This window comes from Klebsiella sp. M041 (genome assembly GCF_059759695.1).
Genome location: NZ_JCAXWU010000012.1, coordinates 144,676 through 170,769, shown reverse-complemented (window position 1 = coordinate 170,769; position 26,094 = coordinate 144,676). Strand labels below are relative to the sequence as shown.

Annotated in this window: 26 protein-coding genes, 2 pseudogenes and 1 riboswitch; of the genes and pseudogenes, 10 read left to right on the top strand and 18 right to left on the bottom strand. The window is 60.0% G+C overall.

Annotation, left to right across the window (positions count from 1 at the left end; translation table 11 throughout):
* Positions 1–43: 43 nt before the first annotated feature.
* The 3 genes from rpoD to rpsU all read right to left on the bottom strand — a co-directional run bounded on the left by rpoD (position 44) and on the right by rpsU (position 4,177).
* Positions 44–1,885, bottom strand: a complete 1,842-nt coding sequence (gene rpoD / locus AC6CWS_RS17405) for an RNA polymerase sigma factor RpoD (RefSeq protein WP_004174339.1) — start codon at positions 1,883–1,885, stop codon at positions 44–46.
* 219 nt (positions 1,886–2,104) lie between these two features.
* Complete coding sequence (gene dnaG / locus AC6CWS_RS17400) at positions 2,105–3,850, bottom strand: DNA primase (RefSeq protein ID WP_065882643.1); 1,746 nt, start codon at positions 3,848–3,850, stop codon at positions 2,105–2,107.
* Between the two features lie 111 nt (positions 3,851–3,961).
* Complete coding sequence (gene rpsU / locus AC6CWS_RS17395; RefSeq protein WP_001144069.1) at positions 3,962–4,177, bottom strand: 30S ribosomal protein S21; 216 nt, start codon at positions 4,175–4,177, stop codon at positions 3,962–3,964.
* A 237-nt stretch (positions 4,178–4,414) separates the two neighbouring features.
* Here rpsU and tsaD point away from each other — a divergent pair, with 237 nt between their 5' ends.
* Positions 4,415–5,428 carry a tRNA (adenosine(37)-N6)-threonylcarbamoyltransferase complex transferase subunit TsaD gene (tsaD, locus tag AC6CWS_RS17390; RefSeq protein ID WP_002916879.1) on the top strand — a complete coding sequence of 338 codons (1,014 nt, stop codon included), beginning with the start codon at positions 4,415–4,417 and terminating at the stop codon, positions 5,426–5,428.
* Positions 5,429–5,472: 44 nt separating this feature from the next.
* Here the strand turns inward: tsaD and AC6CWS_RS17385 are convergent, their stop codons facing one another.
* The 8 genes from AC6CWS_RS17385 to AC6CWS_RS17350 all read right to left on the bottom strand — a co-directional run bounded on the left by AC6CWS_RS17385 (position 5,473) and on the right by AC6CWS_RS17350 (position 12,183).
* The gene (locus tag AC6CWS_RS17385; protein WP_032454090.1) at positions 5,473–7,080 is read right to left on the bottom strand and encodes a purine-cytosine permease family protein; all 1,608 of its coding nucleotides are present in this window, start codon (positions 7,078–7,080) and stop codon (positions 5,473–5,475) included.
* Positions 7,081–7,232: 152 nt separating this feature from the next.
* Complete coding sequence (gene ureG, locus AC6CWS_RS17380; RefSeq protein ID WP_023291043.1) at positions 7,233–7,850, bottom strand: urease accessory protein UreG; 618 nt, start codon at positions 7,848–7,850, stop codon at positions 7,233–7,235.
* A gap of 8 nt (positions 7,851–7,858) precedes the next feature.
* The gene (locus tag AC6CWS_RS17375; RefSeq protein ID WP_065882644.1) at positions 7,859–8,533 is read right to left on the bottom strand and encodes an urease accessory protein UreF; all 675 of its coding nucleotides are present in this window, start codon (positions 8,531–8,533) and stop codon (positions 7,859–7,861) included.
* Between the two features lies 1 nt (position 8,534).
* Complete coding sequence (gene ureE, locus AC6CWS_RS17370; RefSeq protein WP_017899736.1) at positions 8,535–9,011, bottom strand: urease accessory protein UreE; 477 nt, start codon at positions 9,009–9,011, stop codon at positions 8,535–8,537.
* Positions 9,012–9,020: 9 nt separating this feature from the next.
* A complete protein-coding gene (gene ureC, locus AC6CWS_RS17365; protein ID WP_065882645.1) occupies positions 9,021–10,724 on the bottom strand; it encodes an urease subunit alpha in 1,704 nt (567 codons plus the stop codon).
* Positions 10,717–11,037 carry an urease subunit beta gene (locus tag AC6CWS_RS17360; RefSeq protein WP_065882646.1) on the bottom strand — a complete coding sequence of 107 codons (321 nt, stop codon included), beginning with the start codon at positions 11,035–11,037 and terminating at the stop codon, positions 10,717–10,719. The genes ureC and AC6CWS_RS17360 overlap by 8 nt, the downstream gene beginning before the upstream one ends.
* A 9-nt stretch (positions 11,038–11,046) precedes the next feature.
* Positions 11,047–11,349 (bottom strand): urease subunit gamma, encoded by a 303-nt coding sequence (locus AC6CWS_RS17355; protein WP_002916871.1) that lies wholly within the window; start codon positions 11,347–11,349, stop codon positions 11,047–11,049.
* Between the two features lie 9 nt (positions 11,350–11,358).
* Positions 11,359–12,183 (bottom strand): urease accessory protein UreD, encoded by an 825-nt coding sequence (locus AC6CWS_RS17350; protein WP_065882647.1) that lies wholly within the window; start codon positions 12,181–12,183, stop codon positions 11,359–11,361.
* On the opposite strand from AC6CWS_RS17350, the gene AC6CWS_RS17345 reads away from it, so the two are divergent.
* Complete coding sequence (locus tag AC6CWS_RS17345; RefSeq protein WP_032428993.1) at positions 12,173–12,319, top strand: hypothetical protein; 147 nt, start codon at positions 12,173–12,175, stop codon at positions 12,317–12,319. The genes AC6CWS_RS17350 and AC6CWS_RS17345 overlap by 11 nt on opposite strands.
* 10 nt (positions 12,320–12,329) lie before the next feature.
* On the opposite strand, the pseudogene AC6CWS_RS17340 reads toward AC6CWS_RS17345, so the two are convergent.
* Together AC6CWS_RS17340 and plsY are read right to left on the bottom strand one after the other, a co-directional pair.
* Positions 12,330–12,431 (bottom strand): annotated as a pseudogene (locus tag AC6CWS_RS17340) (hypothetical protein); the annotation flags it as partial.
* A 149-nt stretch (positions 12,432–12,580) separates the two neighbouring features.
* Positions 12,581–13,198 (bottom strand): glycerol-3-phosphate 1-O-acyltransferase PlsY, encoded by a 618-nt coding sequence (gene plsY, locus AC6CWS_RS17335; protein ID WP_065882648.1) that lies wholly within the window; start codon positions 13,196–13,198, stop codon positions 12,581–12,583.
* A gap of 107 nt (positions 13,199–13,305) precedes the next feature.
* Here plsY and folB point away from each other — a divergent pair, with 107 nt between their 5' ends.
* Both folB and bacA read left to right on the top strand, forming a co-directional pair.
* On the top strand, positions 13,306–13,689 hold the full coding sequence (gene folB / locus AC6CWS_RS17330) for a bifunctional dihydroneopterin aldolase/7,8-dihydroneopterin epimerase (RefSeq protein ID WP_004150923.1): 384 nt from the start codon (positions 13,306–13,308) through the stop codon (positions 13,687–13,689).
* Between the two features lie 198 nt (positions 13,690–13,887).
* Positions 13,888–14,709 (top strand): undecaprenyl-diphosphate phosphatase, encoded by an 822-nt coding sequence (bacA, locus tag AC6CWS_RS17325; protein WP_023291038.1) that lies wholly within the window; start codon positions 13,888–13,890, stop codon positions 14,707–14,709.
* Positions 14,710–14,720: 11 nt separating this feature from the next.
* Here the strand turns inward: bacA and AC6CWS_RS17320 are convergent, their stop codons facing one another.
* Positions 14,721–15,962: a multifunctional CCA addition/repair protein gene (locus tag AC6CWS_RS17320; RefSeq protein WP_023291037.1), complete on the bottom strand. Its 1,242-nt coding sequence runs from the start codon at positions 15,960–15,962 to the stop codon at positions 14,721–14,723.
* A 61-nt stretch (positions 15,963–16,023) separates the two neighbouring features.
* Positions 16,024–16,644 carry a TIGR04211 family SH3 domain-containing protein gene (locus AC6CWS_RS17315; protein ID WP_023291036.1) on the bottom strand — a complete coding sequence of 207 codons (621 nt, stop codon included), beginning with the start codon at positions 16,642–16,644 and terminating at the stop codon, positions 16,024–16,026.
* 214 nt (positions 16,645–16,858) lie between these two features.
* Between AC6CWS_RS17315 and AC6CWS_RS17310 the strand changes: the two genes are divergently transcribed.
* The 3 genes from AC6CWS_RS17310 to hldE are packed head-to-tail and all read left to right on the top strand — an operon-like array spanning position 16,859 to position 22,507.
* On the top strand, positions 16,859–18,157 hold the full coding sequence (locus AC6CWS_RS17310; protein WP_065882649.1) for a CYTH domain-containing protein: 1,299 nt from the start codon (positions 16,859–16,861) through the stop codon (positions 18,155–18,157).
* 20 nt (positions 18,158–18,177) lie between these two features.
* Entirely contained in the window at positions 18,178–21,015 is a 2,838-nt protein-coding gene (gene glnE / locus AC6CWS_RS17305) for a bifunctional [glutamate--ammonia ligase]-adenylyl-L-tyrosine phosphorylase/[glutamate--ammonia-ligase] adenylyltransferase (RefSeq protein ID WP_074442620.1), read from the top strand.
* A gap of 58 nt (positions 21,016–21,073) precedes the next feature.
* On the top strand, positions 21,074–22,507 hold the full coding sequence (hldE, locus tag AC6CWS_RS17300) for a bifunctional D-glycero-beta-D-manno-heptose-7-phosphate kinase/D-glycero-beta-D-manno-heptose 1-phosphate adenylyltransferase HldE (RefSeq protein ID WP_065882650.1): 1,434 nt from the start codon (positions 21,074–21,076) through the stop codon (positions 22,505–22,507).
* 80 nt (positions 22,508–22,587) lie between these two features.
* Here hldE and AC6CWS_RS17295 read toward each other — a convergent pair.
* Positions 22,588–22,734: pseudogene (locus AC6CWS_RS17295) on the bottom strand (hypothetical protein); the annotation flags it as partial.
* Between AC6CWS_RS17295 and glgS the strand changes: the two are divergent.
* Positions 22,726–22,923 carry a cell surface composition regulator GlgS gene (gene glgS / locus AC6CWS_RS17290; protein WP_004205248.1) on the top strand — a complete coding sequence of 66 codons (198 nt, stop codon included), beginning with the start codon at positions 22,726–22,728 and terminating at the stop codon, positions 22,921–22,923. The pseudogene AC6CWS_RS17295 and the gene glgS overlap by 9 nt on opposite strands.
* A 34-nt stretch (positions 22,924–22,957) precedes the next feature.
* Here the strand turns inward: glgS and ubiK are convergent, their stop codons facing one another.
* Complete coding sequence (gene ubiK / locus AC6CWS_RS17285) at positions 22,958–23,230, bottom strand: ubiquinone biosynthesis accessory factor UbiK (RefSeq protein ID WP_004174355.1); 273 nt, start codon at positions 23,228–23,230, stop codon at positions 22,958–22,960.
* A gap of 120 nt (positions 23,231–23,350) precedes the next feature.
* Positions 23,351–23,502: riboswitch (FMN riboswitch) on the top strand.
* Between the two features lie 105 nt (positions 23,503–23,607).
* Between ubiK and ribB the strand changes: the two genes are divergently transcribed.
* On the top strand, positions 23,608–24,261 hold the full coding sequence (ribB, locus tag AC6CWS_RS17280) for a 3,4-dihydroxy-2-butanone-4-phosphate synthase (protein ID WP_023159075.1): 654 nt from the start codon (positions 23,608–23,610) through the stop codon (positions 24,259–24,261).
* 63 nt (positions 24,262–24,324) lie between these two features.
* Here the strand turns inward: ribB and zupT are convergent, their stop codons facing one another.
* Complete coding sequence (zupT, locus tag AC6CWS_RS17275; protein WP_023291032.1) at positions 24,325–25,095, bottom strand: zinc transporter ZupT; 771 nt, start codon at positions 25,093–25,095, stop codon at positions 24,325–24,327.
* A gap of 186 nt (positions 25,096–25,281) precedes the next feature.
* Between zupT and ygiD the strand changes: the two genes are divergently transcribed.
* Positions 25,282–26,073: a 4,5-DOPA-extradiol-dioxygenase gene (gene ygiD, locus AC6CWS_RS17270; protein WP_065882651.1), complete on the top strand. Its 792-nt coding sequence runs from the start codon at positions 25,282–25,284 to the stop codon at positions 26,071–26,073.
* Positions 26,074–26,094: the final 21 nt, after the last annotated feature.

Sequence of the window (26,094 nt, the reverse complement as noted above, 5' to 3'; positions counted from 1 at the left end):
AAAAAAGCTCCCCGCAGGGAGCTTTTTAATCGGCTGGCGACGATTAATCGTCGAGGAAGCTACGCAGCACTTCAGAACGGCTCGGGTGGCGCAGTTTACGCAGCGCCTTCGCTTCGATCTGACGGATACGTTCGCGAGTAACGTCGAACTGTTTACCCACTTCTTCCAGCGTGTGGTCGGTATTCATGTCGATACCGAAACGCATACGCAGGACTTTCGCTTCACGAGCGGTGAGGCCGGCCAGCACGTCGTGCGTTGCCGCGCGCAGGCTCTCGGTGGTCGCGGAATCCAGCGGCAGCTCGAGGGTGGTATCCTCGATGAAATCCCCCAGATGCGAATCTTCATCGTCGCCGATCGGCGTTTCCATGGAGATAGGCTCTTTGGCGATCTTCAGCACTTTACGGATCTTGTCTTCCGGCATCAGCATGCGCTCAGCCAGCTCTTCCGGGGTCGGTTCACGGCCCATCTCCTGCAGCATCTGACGGGAGATACGGTTGAGCTTGTTGATGGTCTCAATCATATGCACCGGAATACGGATGGTGCGCGCCTGATCCGCGATAGAGCGGGTGATGGCCTGACGGATCCACCAGGTGGCGTAGGTTGAGAACTTATAGCCGCGACGGTATTCGAACTTATCAACCGCTTTCATCAGACCGATGTTGCCTTCCTGAATCAGGTCGAGGAACTGCAGACCGCGGTTGGTGTATTTCTTGGCGATCGAGATAACCAGACGCAGGTTCGCTTCCACCATCTCTTTCTTCGCCCGGCGGGCTTTCGCTTCACCGATGGACATGCGACGGTTGATATCCTTCACCTGCTCGATGGTCAGGCCGGTCTCTTCTTCGATCTGCTGCAGCTTCTGCAGGCCGCGCTGCACGTCTTCTTTCACTTCCAGCAGCTTCTCGGACCACGGCTTGTTCATCGCCACCGCGGCGTTGAACCAGGTTTCGCTGGTTTCGTTGCCGGTGAACAGAGTGATGAAGTTTTTCTTCGGCATTTTGCACTGCTCAACGCACAGCTTCATGATGATACGTTCCTGAGTACGAACGCGATCCATCATGCTGCGCATGCTGTTGACCAGGTAATCGAACTGCTTCGGCACCAGGCGGAACTGCTTGAAGACTTCGGACAGCTTCAGGATCTCTTCCTGGGCGGCGGCATGGCTACGACCTTTGGCTTTGATGGTGTCGCGCGTCAGCTCGTACTGGGTACGCAGCTCGGCGAACTTCTCACGGGCCAGTTCAGGGTCGATGCTGTTGTCGTCATCGCTGTTGTCGTCGGCGTCTTCATCTTCGTCTTCGTCTTCGTCGTCATCCATCTCTTCCTGAGACAGCTCGGAGCCAACGTGGGTGGCGGTCGGCGCCATATCTTCTTCGGCGTTCGGATCGACGAAACCGGTGATCAGATCGGACAGACGGGCTTCTTCCGCTTCAACGCGGTCGTACTGCTCAAGCAGGTAGGTGATCGCTTCCGGATATTCGGCAACGGAGCACTGCACCTGGTTGATGCCGTCTTCGATGCGTTTGGCGATGTCGATTTCGCCTTCACGGGTCAGCAGCTCTACGGTACCCATTTCACGCATGTACATGCGCACCGGGTCGGTCGTGCGCCCGATTTCGGATTCCACGCTGGAGAGCACCTGCGCGGCGGCTTCGGCAGCATCTTCATCCGCGGTGTTTTCGGCAAGCATCAGATCATCGGCATCCGGTGCTTCTTCCATCACCTGAATGCCCATGTCGTTGATCATTTGGATGATGTCTTCGATCTGATCGGAATCGACGATATCTTCCGGCAGATGGTCATTGACCTCGGCATAGGTCAGATAGCCTTGCTCCTTACCACGTTGGACAAGAAGCTTCAGCTGTGACTGCGGGTTTTGCTCCATAAGACGGTATCCACACTTAATTCGTTTGATTGGTGTCGGCAGGCGGGCTGTCGACATTTAAAGCGAGGGCGTACTTATATTATTGCCGCTGCGCCTCTGCGCGGCTGTCGGGGGCTTCCCGATCGATACTCGGCACTTAAGCCGTTAAATACGGTGTCCTTCACGTTGCTCTGCGTTCTGCTGCTGCATCAATGCAACGTGAATGACTTAGTCTGTCATTTATTTTTTCGCCAGCTCCTGGCTGATGGTCCAGAGCTCCCGGCGTTCCTCACTGCTTAAACCGTGTGTGCGATCGCGAGCTATCAACTCTTCCTGTCGCAGTTCCAGCAGTGAATCAAACATATGGTTGAGCGAGTCGGTGAAGGTTTGTTCAGCGATATCTTTATCTGCTATATCGTCCCACATCGACAGTTTTTCAAGGGTTGCGGCCTCTTTTGTGCCGCGATATTGCTCTAAAAGTTGCCCGGTTGTCAGACCAGGCTGCGCCAGACAGATTTTCACCAGCTCGCCGAACAGGCTCAGCCCCGGCATTTTGCGCGAGTCCAGCCCCTCCAGCGGTGGGACTAACGGCGCCAAATCCGGGTTTTGCACCAGCAGTCCTATCAGTATACGCATGGTCGTGCGTTTTAGCTGTGGTGCGGGGCGCGGCGCGCCATTTTCCGCCTGTTTTGGCATTAAACGTTCAAGCTGGGCGTCATCTAAAATGCCCAGCTTGTTGCCCAGCTCCTGACGCAAATAGATGCGCAGGGTTTCGCCCGGCACCTGGGTTATCAGCGGCAGCGCCAGCGTGCTCAGCTGCGCGCGCCCGTCCGGCGTGCTGAGGTCGACCTGCGGCAGCAGGCTGTTAAACAAGAACGTGGAGAGCGGCTGAGCCTGCTCCATCCGCGCCTCGAACGCCGCTTTGCCCTCTTTACGCACCAGCGTATCCGGGTCTTCGCCGTCAGGCAGAAACATAAAGCGCAGCTGGCGACCATCGGTCATGTACGGCAGCGCCGTCTCCAGCGCGCGCCAGGCGGCATCGCGGCCGGCCCGGTCGCCGTCGTAGCAGCAGATGACGTTATTGGTCACCCGGAACAGCAGCTGGATATGGTCGGCTGTGGTCGAGGTACCCAGCGAGGCGACAGCATAGTTGATGTCGTACTGCGCCAGCGCCACGACGTCCATATAGCCTTCGACAACCAGCAACCGCGGTGGTTCGGGGTTGTCCTGCTGCGCTTCATACAGGCCATACAGCTGACGGCCTTTATGGAATATGTCGGTTTCCGGGGAGTTGAGATACTTCGGCAGGGCATCGCCCAGCACCCGTCCGCCAAACCCAATCACCCGGCCTCGCTTATCGCGGATGGGAAACATTACCCGTTCGCGGAAGCGGTCGTAACTGCGTCCCTGATCGTTGGTAACCAGCATGCCGGCATCAATAAGCGACTGGCGGTTTTCCTGATTGCCGCCAAAACGTTTTAAAACGTTATCCCAACCTGGGGGAGCATAGCCGATGGCAAAGCGCGTAATCACCTCGCTGCTTAACCCCCGTTTTGCCAGGTACTGGCGCGCAGGGTCGGCGGCGGGCTGCATCAGAGACTGTTGATAAAACGTATTCAGACCATCCAGTAACTGGTAGAGGTTCTGCCGTTGATGGCGCTCTATCTGGCTGGGTCCGTTGCCTGCTTCATAAGGCACTTCGAGGTTATGCATGGCGGCCAGCTCTTCGACCGTTTCCACGAACTCGAGCTTGTCGTAGTTCATCAGGAAATCGATAGCATTGCCGTGCGCCCCGCAGCCGAAGCAGTGGTAAAACTGTTTTTCACCGTTGACGGTGAAAGAGGGGGTTTTTTCGTTATGGAACGGACAGCACGCGTGAAAATTTTTGCCCTGCTTTTTCAGCTTTACCCGCGCATCGATCAGATCGACGATGTCGGTTCTGGCAAGCAGATCGCTAATAAATACACGTGGAATTCGTCCAGCCATAAGCCCCGTTATTTCTGATGACTATAAACGAAAATAAGCCGCGCATTCCTTTCGGAAGCACGGCCTTACAACTACAACTCGGTCTGAATTGAGAGCGTCGCTCTCAACAGATTAGTACAGACGAGTACGGCGTGCGTTTTCGCGAGCCAGTTTCTTCGCGTGACGTTTCACTGCAGAAGCTTTAGCGCGCTTACGTTCGGTAGTCGGTTTTTCATAGAACTCACGACGACGAACTTCCGCCAGAACACCTGCTTTTTCGCAGGAACGCTTGAAGCGACGCAGAGCTACGTCGAACGGCTCGTTTTCACGTACTTTAATTACCGGCATGTGCCTCTCACCTTTGATTAATTCGGTTTGCCGCTGGCCGCAATGCCAGCTTATTTCAAAATGGTGCGGAATTTTACTGCAACTACTGCTGCTTTGTAAAGCACCGGCGCCTTTTTTGAAAGGGACTTTTATAAGGGTGAGGAGTATACACGAAGAGAGCACCAGGGGTGAGCAAAGTTTTACATCGCCGGTCATTGGACCTACACTGCGCGGTATTGAAGCGAGGTAAAACAACTCATGCGTGTACTGGGCATTGAAACATCCTGCGATGAAACCGGCATCGCGATTTATGACGACCAGCAAGGTCTGTTAGCCAACCAACTGTATAGTCAGGTGAAACTGCATGCGGACTACGGCGGCGTGGTGCCGGAGCTGGCATCGCGCGACCACGTGCGCAAAACGGTGCCGCTTATCCAGGCGGCGCTGAAAGAGGCCGGTCTGACGGCGAAAGATATCGATGCCGTCGCCTATACGGCGGGTCCTGGCCTGGTGGGGGCGCTGCTGGTCGGCGCCACCGTGGGCCGGTCGCTGGCCTTCGCCTGGAACGTGCCGGCGATTCCGGTACACCATATGGAAGGGCACCTGCTGGCGCCGATGCTGGAAGATAACCCGCCAGCGTTCCCGTTCGTCGCGCTGCTGGTCTCCGGCGGTCATACTCAGCTGATCAGCGTCACCGGCATCGGCCAGTACGAGCTGCTGGGCGAGTCGATTGACGATGCGGCGGGCGAAGCCTTTGATAAAACCGCGAAACTGCTGGGGCTGGATTATCCCGGCGGGCCGATGCTGTCGAAAATGGCGTCCCAGGGTACTGAAGGCCGCTTCGTCTTCCCGCGTCCGATGACCGACCGTCCGGGGCTGGACTTCAGCTTCTCCGGTCTGAAAACCTTCGCCGCCAATACCATTCGCAGCAACGGCGACGATGAGCAAACCCGCGCCGACATCGCCCGCGCGTTTGAGGATGCGGTCGTCGATACGCTAATGATTAAATGTCGCCGCGCGCTGGAGCAAACCGGCTTTAAGCGTCTGGTGATGGCGGGAGGCGTGAGCGCCAACCGCACCCTGCGGGCGAAGCTGGCGGAGATGATGCAAAAACGCGGCGGCGAGGTGTTCTACGCCCGCCCTGAGTTCTGTACCGATAACGGCGCGATGATCGCCTACGCCGGCATGGTGCGTCTGCAAACCGGCGCCAAAGCCGAGCTTGGCGTGACGGTCCGCCCGCGCTGGCCGCTGGCCGAGCTGCCTGCCGCCTAAAGCGTCCTGACACAGGCCGACGTCACGTCGGCCTGCCTTCCTGACTACTCCATACTTTTACACAGCGAGCAGATGGCGCCCTGATGCTTATGCGAGTGCATCACGTCCGGGCGCTCGTACTCTTCCTCACAGCTAACGCATTGATATACGGTGGTCGAGGCGTTCCCCGCCGCGTCATAGCGAGGTTCGGCGATCCCGTCATCTCTCTGCTTAATGTAGTAGCGCCCGCGGGTGAGGATCCCCATCAGCGGGGTCATGACAAAGGCGACGACCAGCGCAATCAGCGGCGAGAACGGCGCCAGCGTCGTCCCCAGCAGGCCGAAGAAGGCGCAGATCGACAGCCCGGCGGCCAGGCCAAAGGAGACTACGCCCACCGGGTTCACATTGTAGATCATGCCGCGACGATACTCCGGCTGCGCCGGCGCCAGCTTGAGTAAGCCTTTATTAAAGGTGATGTCGGTCGCCACCACCACGACCCAGGCGATGGCGAAGTTGGAGTAAAAGCCGAGGATCCACGACAGGGCGCTGAACATATCGCCTTCCATCAGCGCCAGGGCAATCGCCAGGTTGACCACCACAAAAATAATCCGCCCCGGATAGCGTTTGGTGGTGCGGGTCCAGGCGCTGGTCCACGCCAGCGAGCCGGAATAGGCATTGGTGACGTTAATTTTGATCTGCGAGATCACCACCAGCACCACCGCCAGCGTCAGAGCCAGCCAGCCGGGCACCAGGTTATCGAAGACGCTGACGAACTGCTGCACCGGTTCGGTATTGTGTACCGCCGGGAAACGGGTCAACAGATAGAAGCCGAGGAAAGCGCCGATAATCTGTTTGATCGCGCCTAGCACCACCCAGCCCGGGCCGGCGGAAAAGACCGCCAGCCACCAGGCTTTACGGTTCTCAGCGGTTTTAGGCGGCATAAAGCGCAGGTAATCAATTTGCTCGCCAATCTGCATGATCAGCGACAGGCATACCCCGGCGCCGAGCATGATGGCGGTGATATCCACCGTCGACGCGCTGTTTTTACCGGCGAAATGCAGGAAGCCGTCCACCAGCTGCGGATCTTTGACAATCAGCCACACCACCGGCACCACCATCAGCACCAGCCACAGCGGAGTGGTCCACACCTGCAGGCGGGTCAGGGCTTTCATGCCATAGACCACCAGCGGGAGCACCATCAGGGTGGCGATCAGATACCCCATCCACAGCGGGATCCCGAGGCCCACCAGCAGCCCCTGGGCCATGATCGAGCCTTCGAGGGCGAAGAAGATAAAGGTGAAGCCGGCAAAAATAATGCTGGTGATCACCGAGCCGAAATAGCCGAAGCCGGCGCTGCGGGTGATCAGGTCAAGGTCAATGTTGTAGCGCGCGGCGGTGATCGCCAACGGAATGCCGGTGAGGAAGATCACCAGCGCCGCCACCAGGATCGAATAGATGGCGTTGCTGGTGCCCCAGGCCATACCGATGCTGGCGCCGATGGAAAAGTCCGCCAGATAGGCGATGCCGCCCAGCGCCGTGACCGCGACGACGCCCGGTCCCCAGCGGCGGAAGCTCAGCGGGGCGTAACGTAAGGTGTAATCTTCTAAGGTTTCCCGGGAGCCGGAAGTCCGCGCGGTCGCGGGTAATTCAGGGTTGAGATCCAGTGATGACATAGTCATTCCTTAATGGTTAGGCATGACTTGAATTAGCAAACCTTATGCCATATTGCAGGGCAGGCGTGGCGGGGAGGGTGGTGCAGAGTGACAGAAGAGAGGGCAGGAGCTGCACCATCCGGACGCGCTTGCGCCCGGCTGGTGCAAAAGGCCTATTTGCCGAGCATGCCTTTGTCTTCGAGGAAGGCAATAATGGTGCTCAGGCCGTCGCCACGCTTCAGGTTGGTGAAGGTCCATGGGCGATCGCCGCGCATACGCTGGGTATCGCTCGCCATCACCTCCAGTGAAGCGCCCACATAGGGGGCAAGGTCGGTTTTATTGATCACCAGAAAATCGGATTTGGTGATCCCCGGCCCGCCTTTGCGCGGGATCTTCTCCCCTTCGGCCACGTCGATAACATAGATGGTCAGATCCGCCAGCTCCGGGCTGAAGGTGGCGCTCAGGTTATCGCCGCCGCTTTCCACGAAGATAAGGTCGAGGTTACCGAATTTTTCACTCAGCGCTTCCACCGCGGCGAGGTTCATCGAGGCATCTTCACGGATCGCCGTGTGCGGGCAGCCGCCGGTTTCCACCCCGACAATGCGTTCAGGCGCCAGCGCGCCCGCTTCAGTGAGGATGCGCTGATCTTCTTTGGTGTAGATGTCGTTGGTGACCACCGCCAGCTGCCAGGTATCGCGCATCGCTTTGCACAGCGCTTCCAGCAGGGCGGTTTTACCGGAGCCGACCGGGCCGCCAACGCCGACGCGCAGCGGGTGTTTATAAGAATTCATGGCTTCTCCTAGGAACGGAATAATCGGGAGTATTGGGTTTCATGCCGGGCAGAGGCGATGGCGGCGAGCGGCGTGGCCGAACCGATATCGCCGTCCGGCGCGACCAGCGCGCGGGGCATCGCCGCCGCGTAGTGGTCGCAAAGACGTAAAATCAGCTGTTGAGCGGCCTGCTGGCCGAAGGGCACCAGCTTAACGCCGGCCATCACGGCGCTCTCAATCCAGCTGTAGCCCAGGCTTAGGGCCATCTCGGGCAGCGCGATGCGCCAGCGCACGCCGAGCCAGGCCATCCCGGCGAGCTGGCTTTGCTGGCACAGCGTGCGCCACGGCGGTGGACAGTCCGGCTGCCAGTCGCCAAGCAGGCGGGCAAACGCCGCGCCGCGGTTGCGCTCTTCCTCCCGCAGTTCACGGGTCTCCCGGCAGGCCAGCAGATAAGCCGTCCAGCGCCGGGCCGCGGCGATATCGCCTTGTTCGCAGGCGCGGTACAGGCGGGCGAACAGCGGCAGGTCGACGGTAAAAAAGCCTTCCGTCATCTGCCGTCGCTGCCAGCGCTCGAAGGCCGCGACGTCCGGCACCCAGCCGGCTTCCACAGCCCACTCCAGCCCCTGGGACCAGCTGTAACCCCCTACCGGCAGGTTGCTGCTGGCCAGCTGCATCAGCCGCAGGCGTTGTTCCGCTGTCGACATGCTAGTGGCTGTGAGCGTGGTGGTCATGATGAGCATGATGATGACCGTGGCTTTCGCTGGCGTAAGCGCCGGCTTCCGGCTCGAACGGCAGCTGGCCAAAGGTCACCGTCAGGCCGAACTGGCGCAGCATATCGTCCAGCACGTGATCGTGATGATAGCGCAGCTCGCCCGGCATGATCTGCAGCGGTACGTGACGATTGCCGAGGTGGTAGCAGGCCTTCGCCAGCATAAACGGATCGTCGCAGCGCACCACCGACACCCCTTCATCAGCGGCAATCACCTGCACAAATTCGGTGCCGTCTTCGTTGCTGAGCACATCGCCGCCGCGCAGCAGCAGCCCGCGGGGCAGCAGCAGGCCGGCTTCCCGGCCATCGTTGAGGGTGACTTTTACCCGGCTTTTGACGCGAACATCAATCGGCAGCGTAACGCTGGCGGTCGCGGCGGCGGGGGTCTCCAGACGTTGAGTTAAATAAAGCATCCGCTCTCCTTAAAACAGAAAATAACGTTGCGCCATCGGCAGAACCTCTGCCGGCTCGCTGGTGATGAGTTCGCCATCCACCCGCACCTCATAAGTCTGCGCGTCGACGGTGATGTTAGGCTGCAGGCTGTTGTGCACCATGTCGGCTTTCTGCACCGTACGGCAGCCTTTCACCACGGCGATCGCGCTGCGCAGGTTCAGCCGCTCGGCTACGCCGTTGTCCGCCGCCGCCTGCGACAGGAAGGTGAGGCGGCAGTGATGGCGGGCGCTGCCCAGCGCGCCAAACATCGGACGGTAGTGCACCGGCTGCGGGGTTGGAATAGAGGCATTGATATCGCCCATCGGCGCGATGGCGATCATGCCGCCTTTGATCACGGTGGCCGGTTTCACGCCGAAGAAGGCAGGCGACCAGACCACAAGGTCCGCCAGCTTACCCACCTCAATGGAGCCGACTTCGTGTGCGATGCCGTGGGTCAGCGCCGGGTTGATGGTGTATTTGGCGATGTAGCGCTTCACGCGGAAGTTGTCGTTATCCCCGGTCTCCTCCGCCAGCGCTCCGCGCTGCACCTTCATGCGGTGCGCCACCTGCCAGGTGCGGAGAACCACTTCCCCGACGCGGCCCATGGCCTGCGAATCCGAGGAGGTGAGCGAGAAGGCGCCAAGGTCGTGCAGCACGTCTTCCGCAGCGATGGTTTCCCGGCGAATGCGCGACTCGGCAAAGGCCACGTCCTCGGCGATGTCCGGGTCCAGATGGTGGCAGACCATCAGCATATCGAGATGTTCATCGATGGTGTTAAGGGTGTAGGGCAGCGTTGGGTTGGTGGAGGACGGCAAAATGTTCGGGTGGGCGCAGGCGGTGATGATATCCGGCGCATGGCCGCCGCCGGCCCCTTCGGTATGGAAGGTGTGAATGGTGCGCCCGCCGATGGCGGCGAGGGTATCTTCCACAAAACCGGACTCATTGAGCGTGTCGCTGTGCAGCGCGACCTGAATATCCATCTCATCGGCGACGGTTAACGCGCAGTCGATCGCCGCCGGGGTGGCGCCCCAGTCCTCATGGATCTTCAGGCCAATAACGCCCGCCGCCACCTGCTCGCGCAGAGCGTCCGGCTGAGAAACGTTGCCCTTGCCCAGCAGGCCGATATTGACCGGCAGGCTGTCGGCCGCCTGCAGCATGCGTGAGATATACCATGGCCCCGGGGTGCAGGTGGTGGCATGGGTACCCGCCGCCGGGCCGGTGCCGCCGCCGACCATGGTGGTCACGCCGGAGACCAGCGCCTCTTCCGCCTGCTGCGGACAGATCCAGTGAATATGAGTATCGATCCCGCCGGCGGTGACGATTTTTCCTTCGGCGGCAATGACTTCCGTCGCGGCGCCGATGGGGATGGTGACGTTGGGCTGGATGTCGGGGTTGCCGGCTTTGCCGATGGCGAAGATCCGACCGTCCTTCACGCCGATATCGGCCTTAACGATCCCCCAGTGATCGACGATCAGCGCATTGGTGAGCACCAGGTCGACACAGTCGGCGGCCAGCATCTGTCCCTGACCCATCCCGTCGCGGATCACTTTGCCGCCGCCGAATTTGACCTCTTCCCCGTAGGTGGTCAAATCGTCCTCCACCTCTATCCACAGCTCGGTATCGGCCAGGCGCAACTTGTCGCCAATGGTGGGGCCGAACATGTCGGCATAGGCCTGGCGTGAAATATTACTCATCGTTTGCCTCCAGAGGGCCCATGACCTTGCCGCGGAAGCCGAAAACGGCGCGGTGACCGGCGAAGGCCACCAGCTCAACCTCGCGTTTCTGGCCAGGTTCAAAGCGTACCGCCGTGCCGGCCGGGATATTCAGGCGATAGCCGGTGGCCTGCTGACGGTTGAACTTCAGCGCCGGGTTGACCTCGGCGAAATGGTAGTGCGAACCGACCTGAATCGGCCGATCGCCGTGGTTTTCAACGACCACGCGACAGGTCGCCCGGCCGGTGTTGAGGGCTATCTGGCCGGGCTTAACGTGATATTCACCGGGGATCATGGCGCTACCTCAGATAATCGGGTTGTGAACGGTGACCAGCTTCGAGCCGTCCGGGAAGGTGGCTTCGACCTGGATATCCGGGATCATTTCCGGGACGCCCTCCATCACCTGCTCGCGGGTCAGGACGTGACGGCCTTCCTCCATCAGCGAGGCCACGCTTTTGCCGTCGCGGGCGCCTTCCATAATAAAGGCGCTGATCAGGGCCACGGACTCCGGATAGTTGAGCTTCAGGCCGCGGGCCAGGCGGCGTTCCGCCACCAGCGCGGCGGTAAACAGCAACAGCTTGTCTTTTTCTCGGGGGGTCAGTTCCATAACGTTCTCTTAAGTCAGCCAGATTCGGGGAAGTACGGGGGATTTGCCGGTGAGATGAGGGCGCAGAAACTGCCAGACGTCGCGCATCACCTGCTGGCAAATCAGATTATCGTCACTGAGGAAGCGCACCGTCAGCAGGCGGTCGGTCAGGCTGGCGCCGGCGTAGAGGCCGAGCGGCGCCAGCGCGTCGCGCACCCCGTCGAGCAGGGCATCGGTTGCCGGATAGCACAGCAGCGTGCCGACCCAGGGGCGTCCGGCGACGCTGGACAGCTCTCCCTCCTGCAGGTGCAGGCGCTCGACCAGCAGCGGCTCATCGTCCACCCATACTTCCAGCCGGTTGCTGAGGGAGCCGTGGCTGAAGGTTTCGCCGATCACCGGGCGGCCAAGGCAGAGCAGATCCCAGGCCAGCAGCGTGCTGGAGGCACAAAGGTGAAAGGTGGTGGACAGCCGGGCGTTCGCCCCGGGAAAGAAGATGGCATCCTGCGGGAGCCACTCCAGGGTCGCCTGCGGGGCGAGGGTCAACTGCTGGCACAAAAGCGCTTGCGCGCCGCTGCTGCGGTAAAACTTGCTGGCGCCAGGCATGGTTATCAGGGTATGGCAGCCGGGATCAAGGTGGGCGCTAATCGTCAGCTCATCACCGCCGACGATGCCGCCGGGGGGGTGAAGCAGATAGAGATGACAGGTCTCTTCTTCCGGGTAAAACGGGCGCTGGACGGTCAGCGGGCCGACGTGTTGGGCGCTGGCGAGAACGGTCTTGCCGCCGGCCTGCTGAAAGCGCAGATCCAGCGTGGCCTGCCAGCCTTTTTTGAGTGGTGGTAACACGGTGCCGTGCAATGTTGCGCCCCTGCAAAATCAAGATAAAACAGCAGCAATGAGTATTGATCGGCGGGAGATTATCCCGGTCATACGAAACGCTTATGTCATCTGTTACCCGGAGCGTCGCATCGGGCGCGAGGGGAAAGCGGCATAACCGCTCCGGATTATTCACCCGGATAATCATTGCCGTCAATATCCTGAACCGTTGCCTGGCCGCGGCGGAAAAGGCGTCAGCGCGGTTCACGCCGCGCCGCCGGTCGCTGGCGGGAATTTTGCTGTGGGTCGCCGCTAACGCATTGTTACAAAAGGGGGATGTGGCGATGATCGCCAATCATGATGACGTAAGGCGAAAGAGCGGGTGAGACCGCTAAATAGAACCGGGGATCCCTCCGGCTGGGGTGGCCGGGAGGGGAGATTACTTCTCTTGTGGCGTTTTTTTCTTCTTCACCCGCGTCCAGATTTTGCTCTCCTGGCGGCGCCACAGACGCTGAATGTTGTCGTGATGGCGCAGCAGGATCAGGCAGGAGAGCATCGACACCGGGAAGGTGTACTGTGGTTTGAACCACCAGACGTAGAACGGAGCGATCAGCGCGCTGACGATAGCGCCAAGGGAAGAGTAACCGCTGAGCAGGATGGTCAGCAGCCAGGTCCCGGCCATCACGCCGGTCAGGTCGAGACCGATGGGGGCGATAGCGCCGAAGGCAGTGGCGACGCCTTTACCGCCGCGGAAATGAAAGAAGACTGGCCAGATGTGGCCCACGCAGGCGGCAATCGCCACTAAACCCAGCCAGAACGGCGTCAGGCCCAGCGCCCAGGCGCCCCATACCGGCAGCATGCCCTTCAGCACATCAAAAATAAGTACCGCTACGGCCGCCCCTTTTCCGCCAATTCGTAGTACGTTAGTGGCCCCGGGGTTGCCTGAGCCGCTGTCGCGTGGGTCGGGCAGGCCAGCAAGGCGACATACCAGAATGGCGCTGGAAATGGAGCCGCAGAGGTAGGCGAGGAGTACCAGTCCAGGCGCGATTGCACTCATAACGCTGTTCCGTTTTGAAAATGTCGTTGTATTCTCTGCATCTGTGGATAATACGCATAATTCGCCGGAAGTGGTATCCGGTTTAGCTAAAAAGCAGGCAGGGCGTGATGGATATTGTATTTATAGAGCAACTTTCGGTAATCACCACCATTGGTGTTTATGACTGGGAACAAACCATTGAACAGAAGCTGGTGTTCGATATCGAAATTGCATGGGATAACCGCAAGGCGGCCGCCAGCGATGATGTCAGCGATTGCCTTAGCTATGCTGATATCAGCGAGCGCGTCATCGCGCATGTTGAGGGGGGAAAATTCGCGTTAGTGGAGCGGGTGGCGGAAGAGGTGGCCGACCTGCTGCTGGAGACATTCCAGTCGCCATGGGTGCGCATTAAAGTCAGCAAACCTGGCGCCGTGGCTCGCGCGGCAAACGTCGGGGTGATTATTGAACGTGGCCTTAATCTGAAACAAAACTTTTCAGGTCATACTTGTTAAACAAATTGCGTTTATACCGGTCATAGCATCCGGTCATCAGGCAATTTTACTGGCGATCTCCTACCAGAACGGCAGGTGAATCCTTGTGTACGCCGTGTATGCTGCGGATTGCGCGCCCTCTGGCAGCCGGGTTGTGCCTGTTGAACGATACCGTGTTCCTGGTTTTTTTCATTTTACTTTTTTAAAGGGTTTAATTGGATGAGCGATATACACTCGCTGCTGGTGGCGGCAATATTGGGTGTGGTTGAGGGGTTAACAGAATTTTTACCTGTTTCCAGTACCGGTCATATGATTATTGTTGGTCACCTGCTGGGGTTTGAAGGTGATACGGCAAATACCTTTGAAGTGGTTATTCAGCTAGGCTCGATACTCGCCGTGGTGGTGATGTTCTGGCGTCGCCTGTTCGGCCTGATCGGCATCCATTTCGGCAAGCCGCCGGCGCATGAAGGCAAGGGCAGCGGTCGCTTATCGCTTATCCATATCCTTCTCGGTATGATCCCTGCGGTGGTGATGGGGCTTATTTTCCACGACACCATTAAGTCCTTGTTTAACCCGGTAAACGTGATGTACGCCCTGATTGTCGGCGGTGTGCTGTTAATTGCGGCGGAAGTGCTGAAGCCGAAACAGCCGCGCGCGGTCGGGATTGACGATATGACCTATCGTCAGGCATTCGTTATCGGCTGCTTCCAGTGCCTGGCGCTGTGGCCGGGCTTCTCCCGCTCAGGGGCGACCATCTCCGGCGGCATGCTGATGGGCGTTAGCCGCTACGCGGCGTCGGAGTTCTCATTCCTGCTGGCGGTACCGATGATGATGGGCGCCACGGTGCTGGACGTCTACAAGAGCATCGGCTTCCTCAACATGGGCGATGTTCCGATGTTTGCCGTCGGCTTCGTGATGGCGTTTATCGTGGCGCTGATTGCGATTAAAACCTTCCTGCAGCTGATCAAACGGATCTCGTTCATTCCGTTCGCTATCTACCGCTTTATCGTCGCGGCAGCGGTTTACGTGGTCTTTTTCTAAGGCCTGCGCCCTCAGCCTTGCGGCTGGGGGCAACGCTGTTCCTTCCACTGCGCCACCGCCGCAATTCTCCGCCGCGTCAGCTCCTCGCGAATTTCCGCCCCTTTAAATCCCGCCGCTACCACCTCTTTGGTGGAGACCGACTGCGCCACTTCCCAGGCCTCCAGCAGCAGGCGCCCCTGCGGATAATCGCTGGCCTCAAAGCCGGTGCGCCCGCGGACGTCGGCTTCGCTGGTGAGGGCGATCTGTTGCACGCGCTGCGGTTTACGCCAGGCGTCAATGCTGTCGAAAAGTTTGACGAGGGTTTTTGGCTGCAGGATCGGCAGGGTGTGGATCAGATCATGGTACTCCGCCACCAGTTTCGCGAGATCGCGGATATCGTTCGGCACCCGCAGACGCGCGCAGAGCTGCTCCACCAGCTTGACTCCCGCCGGGCCATGGCCGTGGTGACGCGGCCAGAGCGCTTTCGGCGTCAGCCCTTTGCCGAGGTCATGGCACAGGGTGGCGAAGCGCACCTCGACGTCCGGCGATAGCATCGCGGCCATCGTGACGGTCATCAGGGTGTGCAGGCCGGTATCGATTTCCGGGTGCCATTTGGCCGGGGCCGGCACGCCGTACAGGGCGTCAATCTCCGGGAACAGCACCTTGAGGGCCTGGCAGTCGCGCAGCGTCTGGAAAAAGACCTGCGGGTTGCGGGTGGTCAACGCGCTTTCCGTCTCTTTCCACACCCGCTCCGGCGTTAAATGGGCCAGTTCGCCAGCCTCAACCATGGCGGCCATCAGGGTCTGGGTCTCTTCGGCGATGCGAAAACCGAGATGGGCATAGCGGGCGGCAAAGCGCGCCACGCGCAGCACGCGCAGCGGGTCTTCGCTAAAGGCGGGAGAGACATGGCGCAGCAGGCGCTGGCGGAGATCGTTTTGTCCGCCGTAGGGGTCGATAATCGTGCCGTCGGCATCCTGGGCGAGGGCGTTGACCGTCAGGTCGCGGCGTAGCAGATCCGCCTCAAGAGTGACGTCCGGGGCGGCATAGCAGGTAAAACCGGTATAGCCTGCGCCGGATTTGCGCTCGGTGCGGGCCAGGGCATACTCTTCCCGGCTTTGCGGATGAAGAAACACGGGAAAGTCGCGGCCTACCTGCTGATAGCCCGCGTCAAGCATCTGTTGCGGGGTGGCGCCCACCACCACCCAGTCTCGGTCTTTGACCGGCAGTCCTAACAGCGCGTCGCGCACCGCACCACCGACCAGATAACTCTTCACGCCTGATTCTCCCGTATCTGTTTTTCGCAAGATGATACGTAAGTCTGGCAGAGAAGACGAATTAGTTCATCCACCGGTCTTTACGTTTGCGGCTTGGCACCAGATGCGGCAGCACCAGACCCAGCAGCAAACCGACGCCCAGCACGCCGCCGCCGTACATAAACCACTGCATGATAATGGTGCGCTGTTTATCATCAAGCTGCAGATTCGCCGCATTCACCTTCTTCTGCGCGACAACCAGCTCGTTTTTCAACTTTTGGTTCTCGTCTTTCAACGCGTTGATCACGCTGTCGCTGCCGGCGACTTTCTTCTGCATATCCGCCGTGCGCTGGTTCCAGGTGGCGTCGATATTATTCAGCTTATCGGTCAGCGTTTTGACCTGGTTTTCCAGATCCGGGACGCGGGTGCGCAGGCTGGGCTCGTTGCTCAGCTCTTTCAGCGGGATCCAGGCGGTACGCCCATTCGCGTCGCGGATCTGCGCGTAACTGGTGCTGTCGTTGGTTTGCAGCACCGACACTTCTTCCCCGGCGTTGATGGTGCCGACCAGACGATAATTATCGCCCGGGCCGCTGCGAACCCAGGTGTTCAGCTCATCGGAAACGTAGCGCTTTTCTTCTGCGTGAACCGCCGTGGCGGCGCTAAGCGCGAGCAAAGTAAAAGTAATCAGGCGTAATTTTGGCATCAGGTCATCGTTTGGTCATAAAAAGTGGAACGATAGTAGAGGCATCGCCAGAGCGACGCAAAGTTTTCCACCACAATCGGAATCATCCAGGAGGTGGCCCGGCAAAAAGCGCGTTGCATGGCGATTCGCCGCAAAATACTATCTACTGACAAAAAATATCGTCGTAAGTTCGCCGCAATTTGTCGGCGCAGCACAGAAGCGGAAGAATTCAGTCATGGCTCAAGAAATCGAACTTAAGTTTATCGTCGCTCAGGATGGGGTAGAGACGCTGCGCGAGCAGCTCAATGCGCTCGAGGCGAAACATACGCCCGCGGGCCAGTTGCTGAACATTTACTATGAAACCGCCGATAACTGGCTGCGTCGTCACGACATGGGGCTGCGCATCCGCGGCGACCAGGGGCGTTATGAGATGACGCTGAAAATCGCCGGTCGGGTGGTGGGCGGCCTGCACCAGCGTCCGGAATACAATATTCCACTGGATAAACCGGAACTGGCGCTTGAGCGCCTGCCGGCGGAGGTCTGGCCGCAAGGGGAACTTCCAGCCGCGCTGGCGGAGCATGTGCAACCGCTGTTCAGCACCGACTTTTCCCGTGAGCGCTGGGTGATCCAGGAAGGAAAGAGTGAAATTGAGATTGCCCTCGATCGCGGCGAAGTGAAGGCGGGCGAGCATCAGGAGCCGATCTGCGAGCTGGAGCTGGAGCTGCTCGCCGGGGAGACCGCCGATCTGCTGCGCCTCGCGCAGCGTTTGCTGGAGAGCGGCGTCCTGCGTCAGGGGAGCCTGAGCAAAGCCGCGCGCGGGTATCATCTGGCGCAAGGCAACGACGAGCGCCCGGTAACCCGGCTGGCGGTGCTGCCGGTGGCGGCGAAGGCCAGCGTGGAGCAGGGGCTGGAGGCGGCGCTGGAGAGCGCCCTGGCGCACTGGCTGTATCACGATGAGGTCTGGCTGCGCGGCAACGCGAAAGCCAAAGCGGAAATCCTGCTGGCGATAGCCCGCGTGCGCCATGCGCTGGTGCTGTTCGGCGGCATCGTGCCGCGGAAGGCGACCACTCACCTCCGCGCGTTGCTGAACGACGCCGAAGCGGCGCTGCTGGCCGCGGACACCGCCGATGAGGCGTTATTCCGCACCGAGGTCGTCGCCGCCAAACTGGCGCTGACCGAATGGCTGGTCCAGCGCGGCTGGCGTCCGTTCCTCAACGAGGCGGGAGAGAAAAAAATAGCCGGATCGTTCAAACGGTTTGCCGATATTCACCTTTCCCGGGCGGCGGCTGAGCTGCGCGGCGCCGTGCAGCACCTGGCGGTGGAGGATGCCGCCGACCAGCTGCCGAAGCTGGCGCGCGACATCGACAGCGTCCAGTTGCTGGCGGGCGCCTATGGCGACGCCGTCGCGCCGTGGCTGGAGAACTGGCAGGAACTACAGCGTGCGATAGAGCATGACGACCGCAGCGTCTTTGAATATTTCCGTCGCCAGGCGCTGGCTGCCGAGCCGTTCTGGCTGCATAGTGGAAAACGATAATTACAGGCCAGGGAGCCCCTATGATGCCGCTTTCTTCGCAGTTACAGCAGCACTGGCAGACGGTCGCTGACCGCCTGCCAGCGGATTTCCCCGTCGCCGAACTGAGCCCGCAGGCCAGGTCGGTGATGGCGTTCAGTGATTTTGTCGAACAGAGTGTGATCGCCCAGCCAGGCTGGCTGAACGAGCTTGCCCAGTCTTCACCGGAGGCGGAAGAGTGGCGGCATTATGAGGCCTGGCTGCAGGAACGCCTGCAGGCGGTGGCTGACGAAGCGGGGTTGATGCGAGAGCTGCGTCTTTTCCGCCGTCATATGATGGTCCGCATCGCCTGGGCGCAGGCGCTGTCGCTGGTAAGCGAAGAAGAGACGCTGCAGCAGTTGAGCGTCCTGGCGGAGACCCTGATTGTCGCCGCCCGCGACTGGCTGTACGCCGCCTGCTGTAAAGAGTGGGGAACGCCCTGCAATGCCGAGGGCCAGCCGCAGCCGCTGCTGATCCTCGGGATGGGAAAGCTGGGCGGCGGCGAGCTGAACTTCTCTTCCGATATCGATCTGATTTTTGCCTGGCCCGAGCATGGCGCCACCCGCGGCGGCCGCCGCGAGCTGGATAACGCCCAGTTCTTTACCCGCCTGGGGCAGCGGCTTATCAAGGCGCTCGACCAGCCGACGCAGGACGGCTTTGTTTATCGGGTGGACATGCGCCTGCGGCCGTTTGGCGACAGCGGGCCGCTGGTGCTCAGCTTTGCGGCGCTGGAGGATTATTACCAGGAGCAGGGCCGGGACTGGGAACGCTACGCGATGGTGAAAGCGCGGATCATGGGCGATAACGACGACGTCTACGCCAGCGAGCTGCGCGCGATGCTTCGCCCCTTCGTCTTCCGCCGCTATATCGACTTCAGCGTGATCCAGTCGCTGCGTAACATGAAAGGCATGATCGCTCGCGAAGTGCGGCGTCGCGGGCTGAAAGACAACATCAAGCTCGGCGCCGGCGGGATCCGTGAAATTGAGTTTATCGTGCAGGTCTTTCAGCTGATCCGCGGCGGTCGCGAACCTGCGCTGCAGCAGCGGGCGCTGCTGCCGACGCTGGCGGCGATTGATGAGCTGCATCTGCTGCCGGAAGGCGACGCGACGCTGCTGCGCGCGGCCTATCTGTTCCTGCGCCGGCTGGAAAATCTGCTGCAGAGCATCAACGATGAGCAGACTCAGACTCTGCCGCAGGATGAACTGAACCGCGCCAGGCTGGCGTGGGGGATGCATACCGACGACTGGGAGACGCTGAGCGCGCAGCTGGCGAGCCATATGGCCAGCGTGCGGCGGGTGTTTAATGAGCTGATCGGCGATGATGAGGCCCAGTCGCCGGATGAGCAGCTGGCTGAGTACTGGCGCGAACTGTGGCAGGATGCGCTGGAAGAAGATGACGCCAGCCCGGCGCTGGCGCATTTAAACGACGCCGACCGCCGCAGCGTGCTGGCGCTGATTGCTGATTTCCGTAAAGAGCTGGATCGGCGCACCATCGGCCCGCGAGGCCGCCAGGTGCTGGATCAACTGATGCCGCATCTGCTGAGCGAAATCTGCTCGCGCGCCGATGCGCCTCTGCCTCTGGCGCGGATCACGCCGCTGTTGACCGGGATCGTCACTCGCACCACCTATCTTGAGCTATTGAGCGAATTCCCCGGCGCGCTGAAGCACCTGATTACGCTCTGCGCGGCGTCGCCGATGGTCGCCAGCCAGCTGGCGCGCCACCCGCTGCTGCTTGATGAACTGCTGGATCCCAACACCCTCTATCAGCCGACGGCGACCGATGCCTATCGCGACGAGCTGCGCCAGTATCTGCTGCGCGTGCCGGAAGAGGATGAAGAGCAGCAGCTGGAGGCATTGCGCCAGTTCAAGCAGGCGCAGCAGCTGCATATCGCCGCGGCGGATATCGCCGGCACGCTGCCGGTGATGAAGGTCAGCGATCACTTAACCTGGCTTGCCGAAGCGATCCTCGACGCGGTGGTGCAGCAGGCATGGGGACAGATGGTGGCCCGCTACGGCCAGCCGACCCACCTGCACGATCGCCAGGGGCGCGGCTTCGCCGTCGTCGGCTACGGCAAGCTCGGCGGCTGGGAGCTGGGCTACAGTTCCGATCTCGACCTGGTGTTCCTCCATGACTGCCCGGCGGAGGTGATGACCGACGGCGAGCGGGAGATCGACGGCCGTCAGTTCTACCTGCGGCTGGCTCAGCGGATCATGCATCTGTTCAGCACCCGCACCTCGTCCGGTATTCTCTACGAAGTTGACGCCCGGCTGCGCCCTTCCGGCGCGGCGGGGATGCTGGTCACCACCGCCGACGCGTTTGCCGACTATCAGCAGAACGAAGCCTGGACATGGGAGCATCAGGCGCTGGTGCGCGCTCGCGTGGTCTATGGCGACCCGGCGCTGCAGGCGCGATTTGACGCCATTCGTCGCGATATCCTGACCACCGCGCGGGATGGCGCGACCCTGCAGACCGAAGTTCGCGAGATGCGTGAGAAGATGCGCGCCCACCTCGGCAATAAACATGCCGATCGTTTTGATATCAAAGCCGATGCCGGTGGGATCACGGATATTGAATTTATTACCCAGTATCTGGTCCTACGCTATGCCAGCGACAAGCCGAAGTTGACCCGCTGGTCTGATAACGTGCGTATTCTCGAGCTGCTGGCGCAGAACGACATCATGGACGAGGAGGAAGCGCGAGCCTTAACGCACGCGTACACTACCTTGCGTGATGCGCTCCATCACCTGGCCCTGCAGGAGCTGCCGGGACACGTGGCGCCAGAGGCATTCAGCCGGGAGCGTGAGCAGGTCAGCGCCAGCTGGCAGAAGTGGCTGATGGCTTAACTATAAAATCGGGTGTGCTATTATCGCGCGCAAAGTTTGCGTCTCGCAGGAGAGAGTCATGAAAGTAACGCTGCCGGAGTTTGAACGTGCAGGAGTGTTGGTGGTGGGTGATGTGATGCTGGACCGCTACTGGTACGGCCCCACCAGTCGTATTTCCCCGGAAGCCCCGGTGCCGGTGGTTAAGGTGGAAAATATCGAAGAACGTCCTGGCGGCGCGGCAAACGTAGCGATGAACATCGCCTCCCTGGGGGCGACGTCGCGCCTGGTGGGATTGACCGGGATTGATGACGCCGCCCGCGCGCTGAGCCAGGCGCTGGCCAACGTCAATGTGAAGTGCGACTTTGTCTCCGTCCCGACACACCCGACCATCACCAAGCTGCGGGTGCTGTCGCGCAACCAGCAGCTGATCCGCCTCGACTTTGAAGAGGGCTTTTCCGGCGTTGATCCGCAGCCGATGCACGAGCGCATTCAGCAGGCGCTGGGCTCGATTGGCGCGCTGGTTCTCTCGGACTACGCTAAAGGGGCGCTGACCAGCGTCCAGACGATGATCAAGCTCGCCCGTGAATCAGGCGTGCCGGTGCTGATCGATCCGAAAGGTACCGATTTCGAACGCTATCGCGGCGCAACGCTGCTCACGCCGAACCTCTCTGAGTTTGAAGCGGTGGTGGGCAAGTGCCAGAATGAAGCGGAGATCGTTGAGCGCGGCATGAAGCTCATCGCCGAATTCGAACTGTCAGCGCTGCTGGTGACGCGCTCTGAGCAGGGGATGACGCTGCTGCAGCCGGGGCGTCCGCCGCTGCATATGCCGACCCAGGCCCAGGAAGTGTACGATGTCACCGGCGCCGGCGACACGGTGATTGGCGTGCTGGCGGCGACCCTGGCCTCCGGCAATACCCTGGAAGAGGCCTGCTATTTCGCCAACGCCGCGGCGGGCGTGGTGGTTGGCAAGCTGGGGACCTCCACTGTTTCTCCTGTCGAGCTGGAAAATGCGGTTCGCGGACGGGCTGAGACTGGCTTCGGCGTGATGAGCGAAGAGGAACTCAAACAGGCGGTTGCGGCAGCGCGCAAGCGCGGCGAGAAAGTGGTTATGACCAACGGCGTCTTCGACATTCTGCACGCCGGCCATGTCTCCTATCTGGCGAATGCGCGCAAACTGGGCGACCGTCTGATCGTGGCGGTCAACAGCGATGCCTCCACCAAACGTCTGAAAGGCGAAACCCGCCCGGTGAACCCGCTGGAGCAGCGGATGATCGTGCTGGGGGCGCTGGAGGCGGTCGACTGGGTGGTCTCCTTCGAAGAAGATACACCGCAGCGCCTGATTGCCGGGATCCTGCCGGATCTGCTGGTCAAAGGCGGCGACTACAAACCGGAACAGATCGCCGGCAGTGAAGAGGTCTGGGCGAACGGTGGCGAAGTGCTGGTGCTCAACTTTGAAGATGGGTGCTCAACCACCAACATTATTAAGAAAATACAAAAAGATAGCGAAAAATAACCGTTTCGCTATTCACCCACCAGAACGGTGCGGCATCACGGCCTGCGATAGCGATATCGCGGGCCGTTTTTATTTAATGATGTGGAAAATGATTTGGCGCAATAAATAATCACATTAAGCGCATTTTTCGTACAAATGGCGTTAAGGTAAGCGTAAATACTGAAGTGAGTAAAAGGCATATGACTGATCAGAACATCCACCGCTGAAGGAGTATGCGCATGAACCATAACGATATGTATTCAATGAAGAATTTTGATTTTTTGGCGCGGAGTTTCGCCAGAATGCACGCCCAGGGCCAGCCAGTTGATCTTCAGGCCATCGTCGGCAATATGGATGAAGAACATCGTGAATGGTTTTGCCAGCGCTATGAACTGTACTGTCGTCAGGTGAACAGCCCGGCGGAAGCCGCACACTAAGCCAACGCAAACGGGCCCCTGAGGGCCCGTTTTTTTACTGCTGCTCTTCGCTGCCAGGCGTCGTCGCCGGGCGGTTTTCAAGGTCATTCAGGCGCTGTTCCAGCAGCGCCAGTTTTTCGCGGGTCCGCAGCAGAACCTGAGTCTGCACGTCAAACTCTTCGCGGCTAACCAGATCCAGGCGGGTCAGCTGCGACTGCAGCGCCTGGCGGATTTTCTTCTCAACATCCTCACCCAGATCGCGAAGTCCTTTTGGCATCGACTCATGGACCTGGCGGGCGATTTGTTCAATTTTTTTCGGGTCAATCATGGTGGTTTCCTGCTCGGGTCGGATGATTGATCATTGTAGTGCGAACCAGGCCGCCTATAAACCAGAAATGTTTGAAGCTTATGCATTGCCGAGGATAGTCAATAGCGTTATAGTTATCTCGCTTATTCTCAGGGCGGGGCGAAATTCCCCACCGGCGGTAAATCAACCATGGCGTTGAAAGCCCGCGAGCGCTTCCCGTGACTACGGGAAGGTCAGCAGATCCGGTGTAATTCCGGGGCCGACGGTTAAAGTCCGGATGGGAGAGAGTAACGGCACAGTCGGGCCCAGGCCCGCTCGCGTTGACTTTTGCCGCTAAACCGGCGCTCCTAAGACTGCCCTGATTCTGGTAACCATAATTTTAATGAGGTTTTTTTACCATGAATCAGACGCTCCTTTCTTCTTTTGGTACCGCTTTTGAACGTGTGGAACACGCTTTAAACGCCCTGCGCGAAGGCCGCGGCGTGATGGTGCTTGACGATGAAGACCGTGAAAACGAAGGCGATATGATTTTCGCCGCCGAAACCATGACCGTAGAGCAGATGGCGCTGACCATTCGTCACGGCAGCGGCATTGTGTGCCTGTGCCTGACCGAAGATCGCCGTAAACAGCTGGATCTGCCGATGATGGTGGAGAACAACACCAGCGCCTACGGCACCGGCTTTACCGTCACCATCGAAGCGGCCGAAGGCGTGACCACCGGCGTTTCCGCTGCCGACCGCGTGACCACCGTCCGCGCGGCGATTGCCGACGGCGCGAAACCTTCCGATCTCAACCGTCCTGGCCACGTTTTCCCGCTGCGGGCGCAGCCGGGCGGCGTACTGACCCGCGGCGGCCACACCGAAGCCACTATCGACCTCGTGACCCTCGCCGGCTTCAAACCGGCAGGCGTGCTGTGCGAGCTGACCAATGACGATGGCACTATGGCCCGCGCGCCGGAGTGCATCAAGTTCGCTCAGCAGCACAATATGGCAGTGGTCACGATTGAAGATCTGGTGGCCTATCGTCGCGAACATGAGCGTAAAGCCAGCTAATCAGCGGCTGACAACGCCAGTGAAAACAGCCCACTTTTTAGTGGGCTGTATTGTTTCTGCGCCTTAACCGATGCCCATCGTCTGGAGCACCACCAGGCTCAGCCCCATCACCGACATCCCGCACAGGACGCCATAGCTCGGGTTGCTTTGCGGATCGATCTCTTTTGCCAGCGGCATCAGTTCATCGACCGACAGCGCCACCATAATCCCGGCGACGGCGGCCATGATCGCGCCCATGACCAGCGGCGAGACCAGACTGCCCAGAATCAGCCACGCCAGCACGCCGCCTAAAATCTCCGCCATGCCGGAAAGACCGGCCCAGAGCACCGCCTTGCTGCGCGATCCGGTAGCGGCATATACCGGCCCGGCAACCGCCAGACCTTCAGGAATATTGTGCAGGGCAACGGCAAGCGCCACTCCCATGCCAAGCTCGAGGTTGTTGCTGGCCGTGACATAGGTGGCGATGCCTTCCGGAAAATTATGCAGGCTGATACCCAGCGTCAGCAAAATGGCGGTGCGGCGTAAATTGCGCGGCCGCGGCGCGGCGGGGGTCATCAGATCCTGCGGGTGGGCGTGCGGCAGCAGGCGATCGAGACCAAAGTAGCCCAGCAGGCCGACAACAAACATTCCGTAGCCGAGCAGCGGCGACATGCCCTCGGCGGCCAGCGCGGCAGGCAGCATTTCCATCAACGAAATCAACAGCATGATCCCGGCGGCAAAGCCGAGGGAGAAGCCAAGCAGGCGGTTAGAGGGTTTCTGGCCAATCACGCCGAATATGGCGCCAATAAAGGTTGCGCTACCGGCTAACAGCGTCAATATTAAGGGTGATGACATCGCTTCTCTCCCTGCGAAAATAAGTGCATACGAGTATATTGCCTGAGGATGCGCGTACGGGACAGCTCCCTTTACCGCGAATTACATTCAAATTTTCTGACGATCATCATCATGGTTATCTGAGTTTATCCTGGCGTAAAAGCGCGTAATGTGAGCACATCACATTGACACCCTAAGGATATCATCATGTCCCGTACCCGAATGCCCGCGTTGTTCCTCGGCCATGGCAGCCCAATGAACGTGCTGGAAGACAACCGCTATACCCGCGCCTGGGCTCGCCTGGGCGAAACCCTGCCGCGTCCGAAAGCGATCGTGGTGGTCTCTGCGCACTGGTTCACGCGCGGTACGGGCGTGACGGCGATGGAGGCCCCGAAGACCATTCACGACTTCGGCGGCTTCCCGCAGGCGCTGTATGACACCCATTACCCGGCTCCGGGTTCCCCGGCGCTGGCGCAACGACTGGTGGAGTTGCTCTCGCCGGTGCCGGTCACCCTCGATAAAGAAGCCTGGGGATTTGACCATGGTTCATGGGGCGTGCTGATTAAGATGTATCCGCAGGCGGATATCCCGATGGTTCAGCTGAGCATCGACAGCACCAAACCGCCGGCCTGGCATCTCGAAATGGGGCGGAAGCTGGCCTCGCTGCGTGATGAAGGCATTATGCTGGTGGCCAGCGGCAACGTGGTGCATAACCTGCGTACCGCCCGCTGGCATGGCGAGAACACGCCGTATCCGTGGGCGGAGTCCTTCAACAACTACGTGAAGGCGAATTTGCAGTGGCAGGGCCCGGACGATCAGCACCCGCTGGTTAACTACCTGGCACATGAAGGGGGTTCGCTCTCCAACCCAACGGCGGAGCATTTCCTGCCGCTGTTATACGTCCTGGGGGCGTGGGATGGCGTTGAGGCGATTTCGACCCCGGTCGATGGCATTGAGATGGGCTCGTTGAGTATGCTGTCGGTGGTGGTTGGCGCCTGATAGATTGTGCTCCGGCGGCGG

Bases quoted from the DNA above. Each gene is read 5' to 3' on its own strand.
- ygiD (WP_065882651.1), top strand. From the start codon at position 25,282: ATGTCCCGTACCCGAATGCCCGCGTTGTTCCTCGGCCATGGCAGCCCA.
- AC6CWS_RS17360 (WP_065882646.1), bottom strand. From the start codon at position 11,037: ATGATCCCCGGTGAATATCACGTTAAGCCCGGCCAGATAGCCCTCAAC.
- AC6CWS_RS17315 (WP_023291036.1), bottom strand. From the start codon at position 16,644: ATGCCAAAATTACGCCTGATTACTTTTACTTTGCTCGCGCTTAGCGCC.
- rpoD (WP_004174339.1), bottom strand. From the start codon at position 1,885: ATGGAGCAAAACCCGCAGTCACAGCTGAAGCTTCTTGTCCAACGTGGT.
- zupT (WP_023291032.1), bottom strand. From the start codon at position 25,095: ATGTCATCACCCTTAATATTGACGCTGTTAGCCGGTAGCGCAACCTTT.
- folB (WP_004150923.1), top strand. From the start codon at position 13,306: ATGGATATTGTATTTATAGAGCAACTTTCGGTAATCACCACCATTGGT.
- dnaG (WP_065882643.1), bottom strand. From the start codon at position 3,850: ATGGCTGGACGAATTCCACGTGTATTTATTAGCGATCTGCTTGCCAGA.
- AC6CWS_RS17355 (WP_002916871.1), bottom strand. From the start codon at position 11,349: ATGGAACTGACCCCCCGAGAAAAAGACAAGCTGTTGCTGTTTACCGCC.
- rpsU (WP_001144069.1), bottom strand. From the start codon at position 4,177: ATGCCGGTAATTAAAGTACGTGAAAACGAGCCGTTCGACGTAGCTCTG.
- tsaD (WP_002916879.1), top strand. From the start codon at position 4,415: ATGCGTGTACTGGGCATTGAAACATCCTGCGATGAAACCGGCATCGCG.
- AC6CWS_RS17385 (WP_032454090.1), bottom strand. From the start codon at position 7,080: ATGTCATCACTGGATCTCAACCCTGAATTACCCGCGACCGCGCGGACT.
- ureG (WP_023291043.1), bottom strand. From the start codon at position 7,850: ATGAATTCTTATAAACACCCGCTGCGCGTCGGCGTTGGCGGCCCGGTC.
- ubiK (WP_004174355.1), bottom strand. From the start codon at position 23,230: ATGATTGACCCGAAAAAAATTGAACAAATCGCCCGCCAGGTCCATGAG.
- hldE (WP_065882650.1), top strand. From the start codon at position 21,074: ATGAAAGTAACGCTGCCGGAGTTTGAACGTGCAGGAGTGTTGGTGGTG.
- ureC (WP_065882645.1), bottom strand. From the start codon at position 10,724: ATGAGTAATATTTCACGCCAGGCCTATGCCGACATGTTCGGCCCCACC.
- ribB (WP_023159075.1), top strand. From the start codon at position 23,608: ATGAATCAGACGCTCCTTTCTTCTTTTGGTACCGCTTTTGAACGTGTG.
- AC6CWS_RS17310 (WP_065882649.1), top strand. From the start codon at position 16,859: ATGGCTCAAGAAATCGAACTTAAGTTTATCGTCGCTCAGGATGGGGTA.
- glnE (WP_074442620.1), top strand. From the start codon at position 18,178: ATGATGCCGCTTTCTTCGCAGTTACAGCAGCACTGGCAGACGGTCGCT.
- bacA (WP_023291038.1), top strand. From the start codon at position 13,888: ATGAGCGATATACACTCGCTGCTGGTGGCGGCAATATTGGGTGTGGTT.
- ureE (WP_017899736.1), bottom strand. From the start codon at position 9,011: ATGCTTTATTTAACTCAACGTCTGGAGACCCCCGCCGCCGCGACCGCC.
- plsY (WP_065882648.1), bottom strand. From the start codon at position 13,198: ATGAGTGCAATCGCGCCTGGACTGGTACTCCTCGCCTACCTCTGCGGC.
- AC6CWS_RS17375 (WP_065882644.1), bottom strand. From the start codon at position 8,533: ATGTCGACAGCGGAACAACGCCTGCGGCTGATGCAGCTGGCCAGCAGC.
- glgS (WP_004205248.1), top strand. From the start codon at position 22,726: ATGAACCATAACGATATGTATTCAATGAAGAATTTTGATTTTTTGGCG.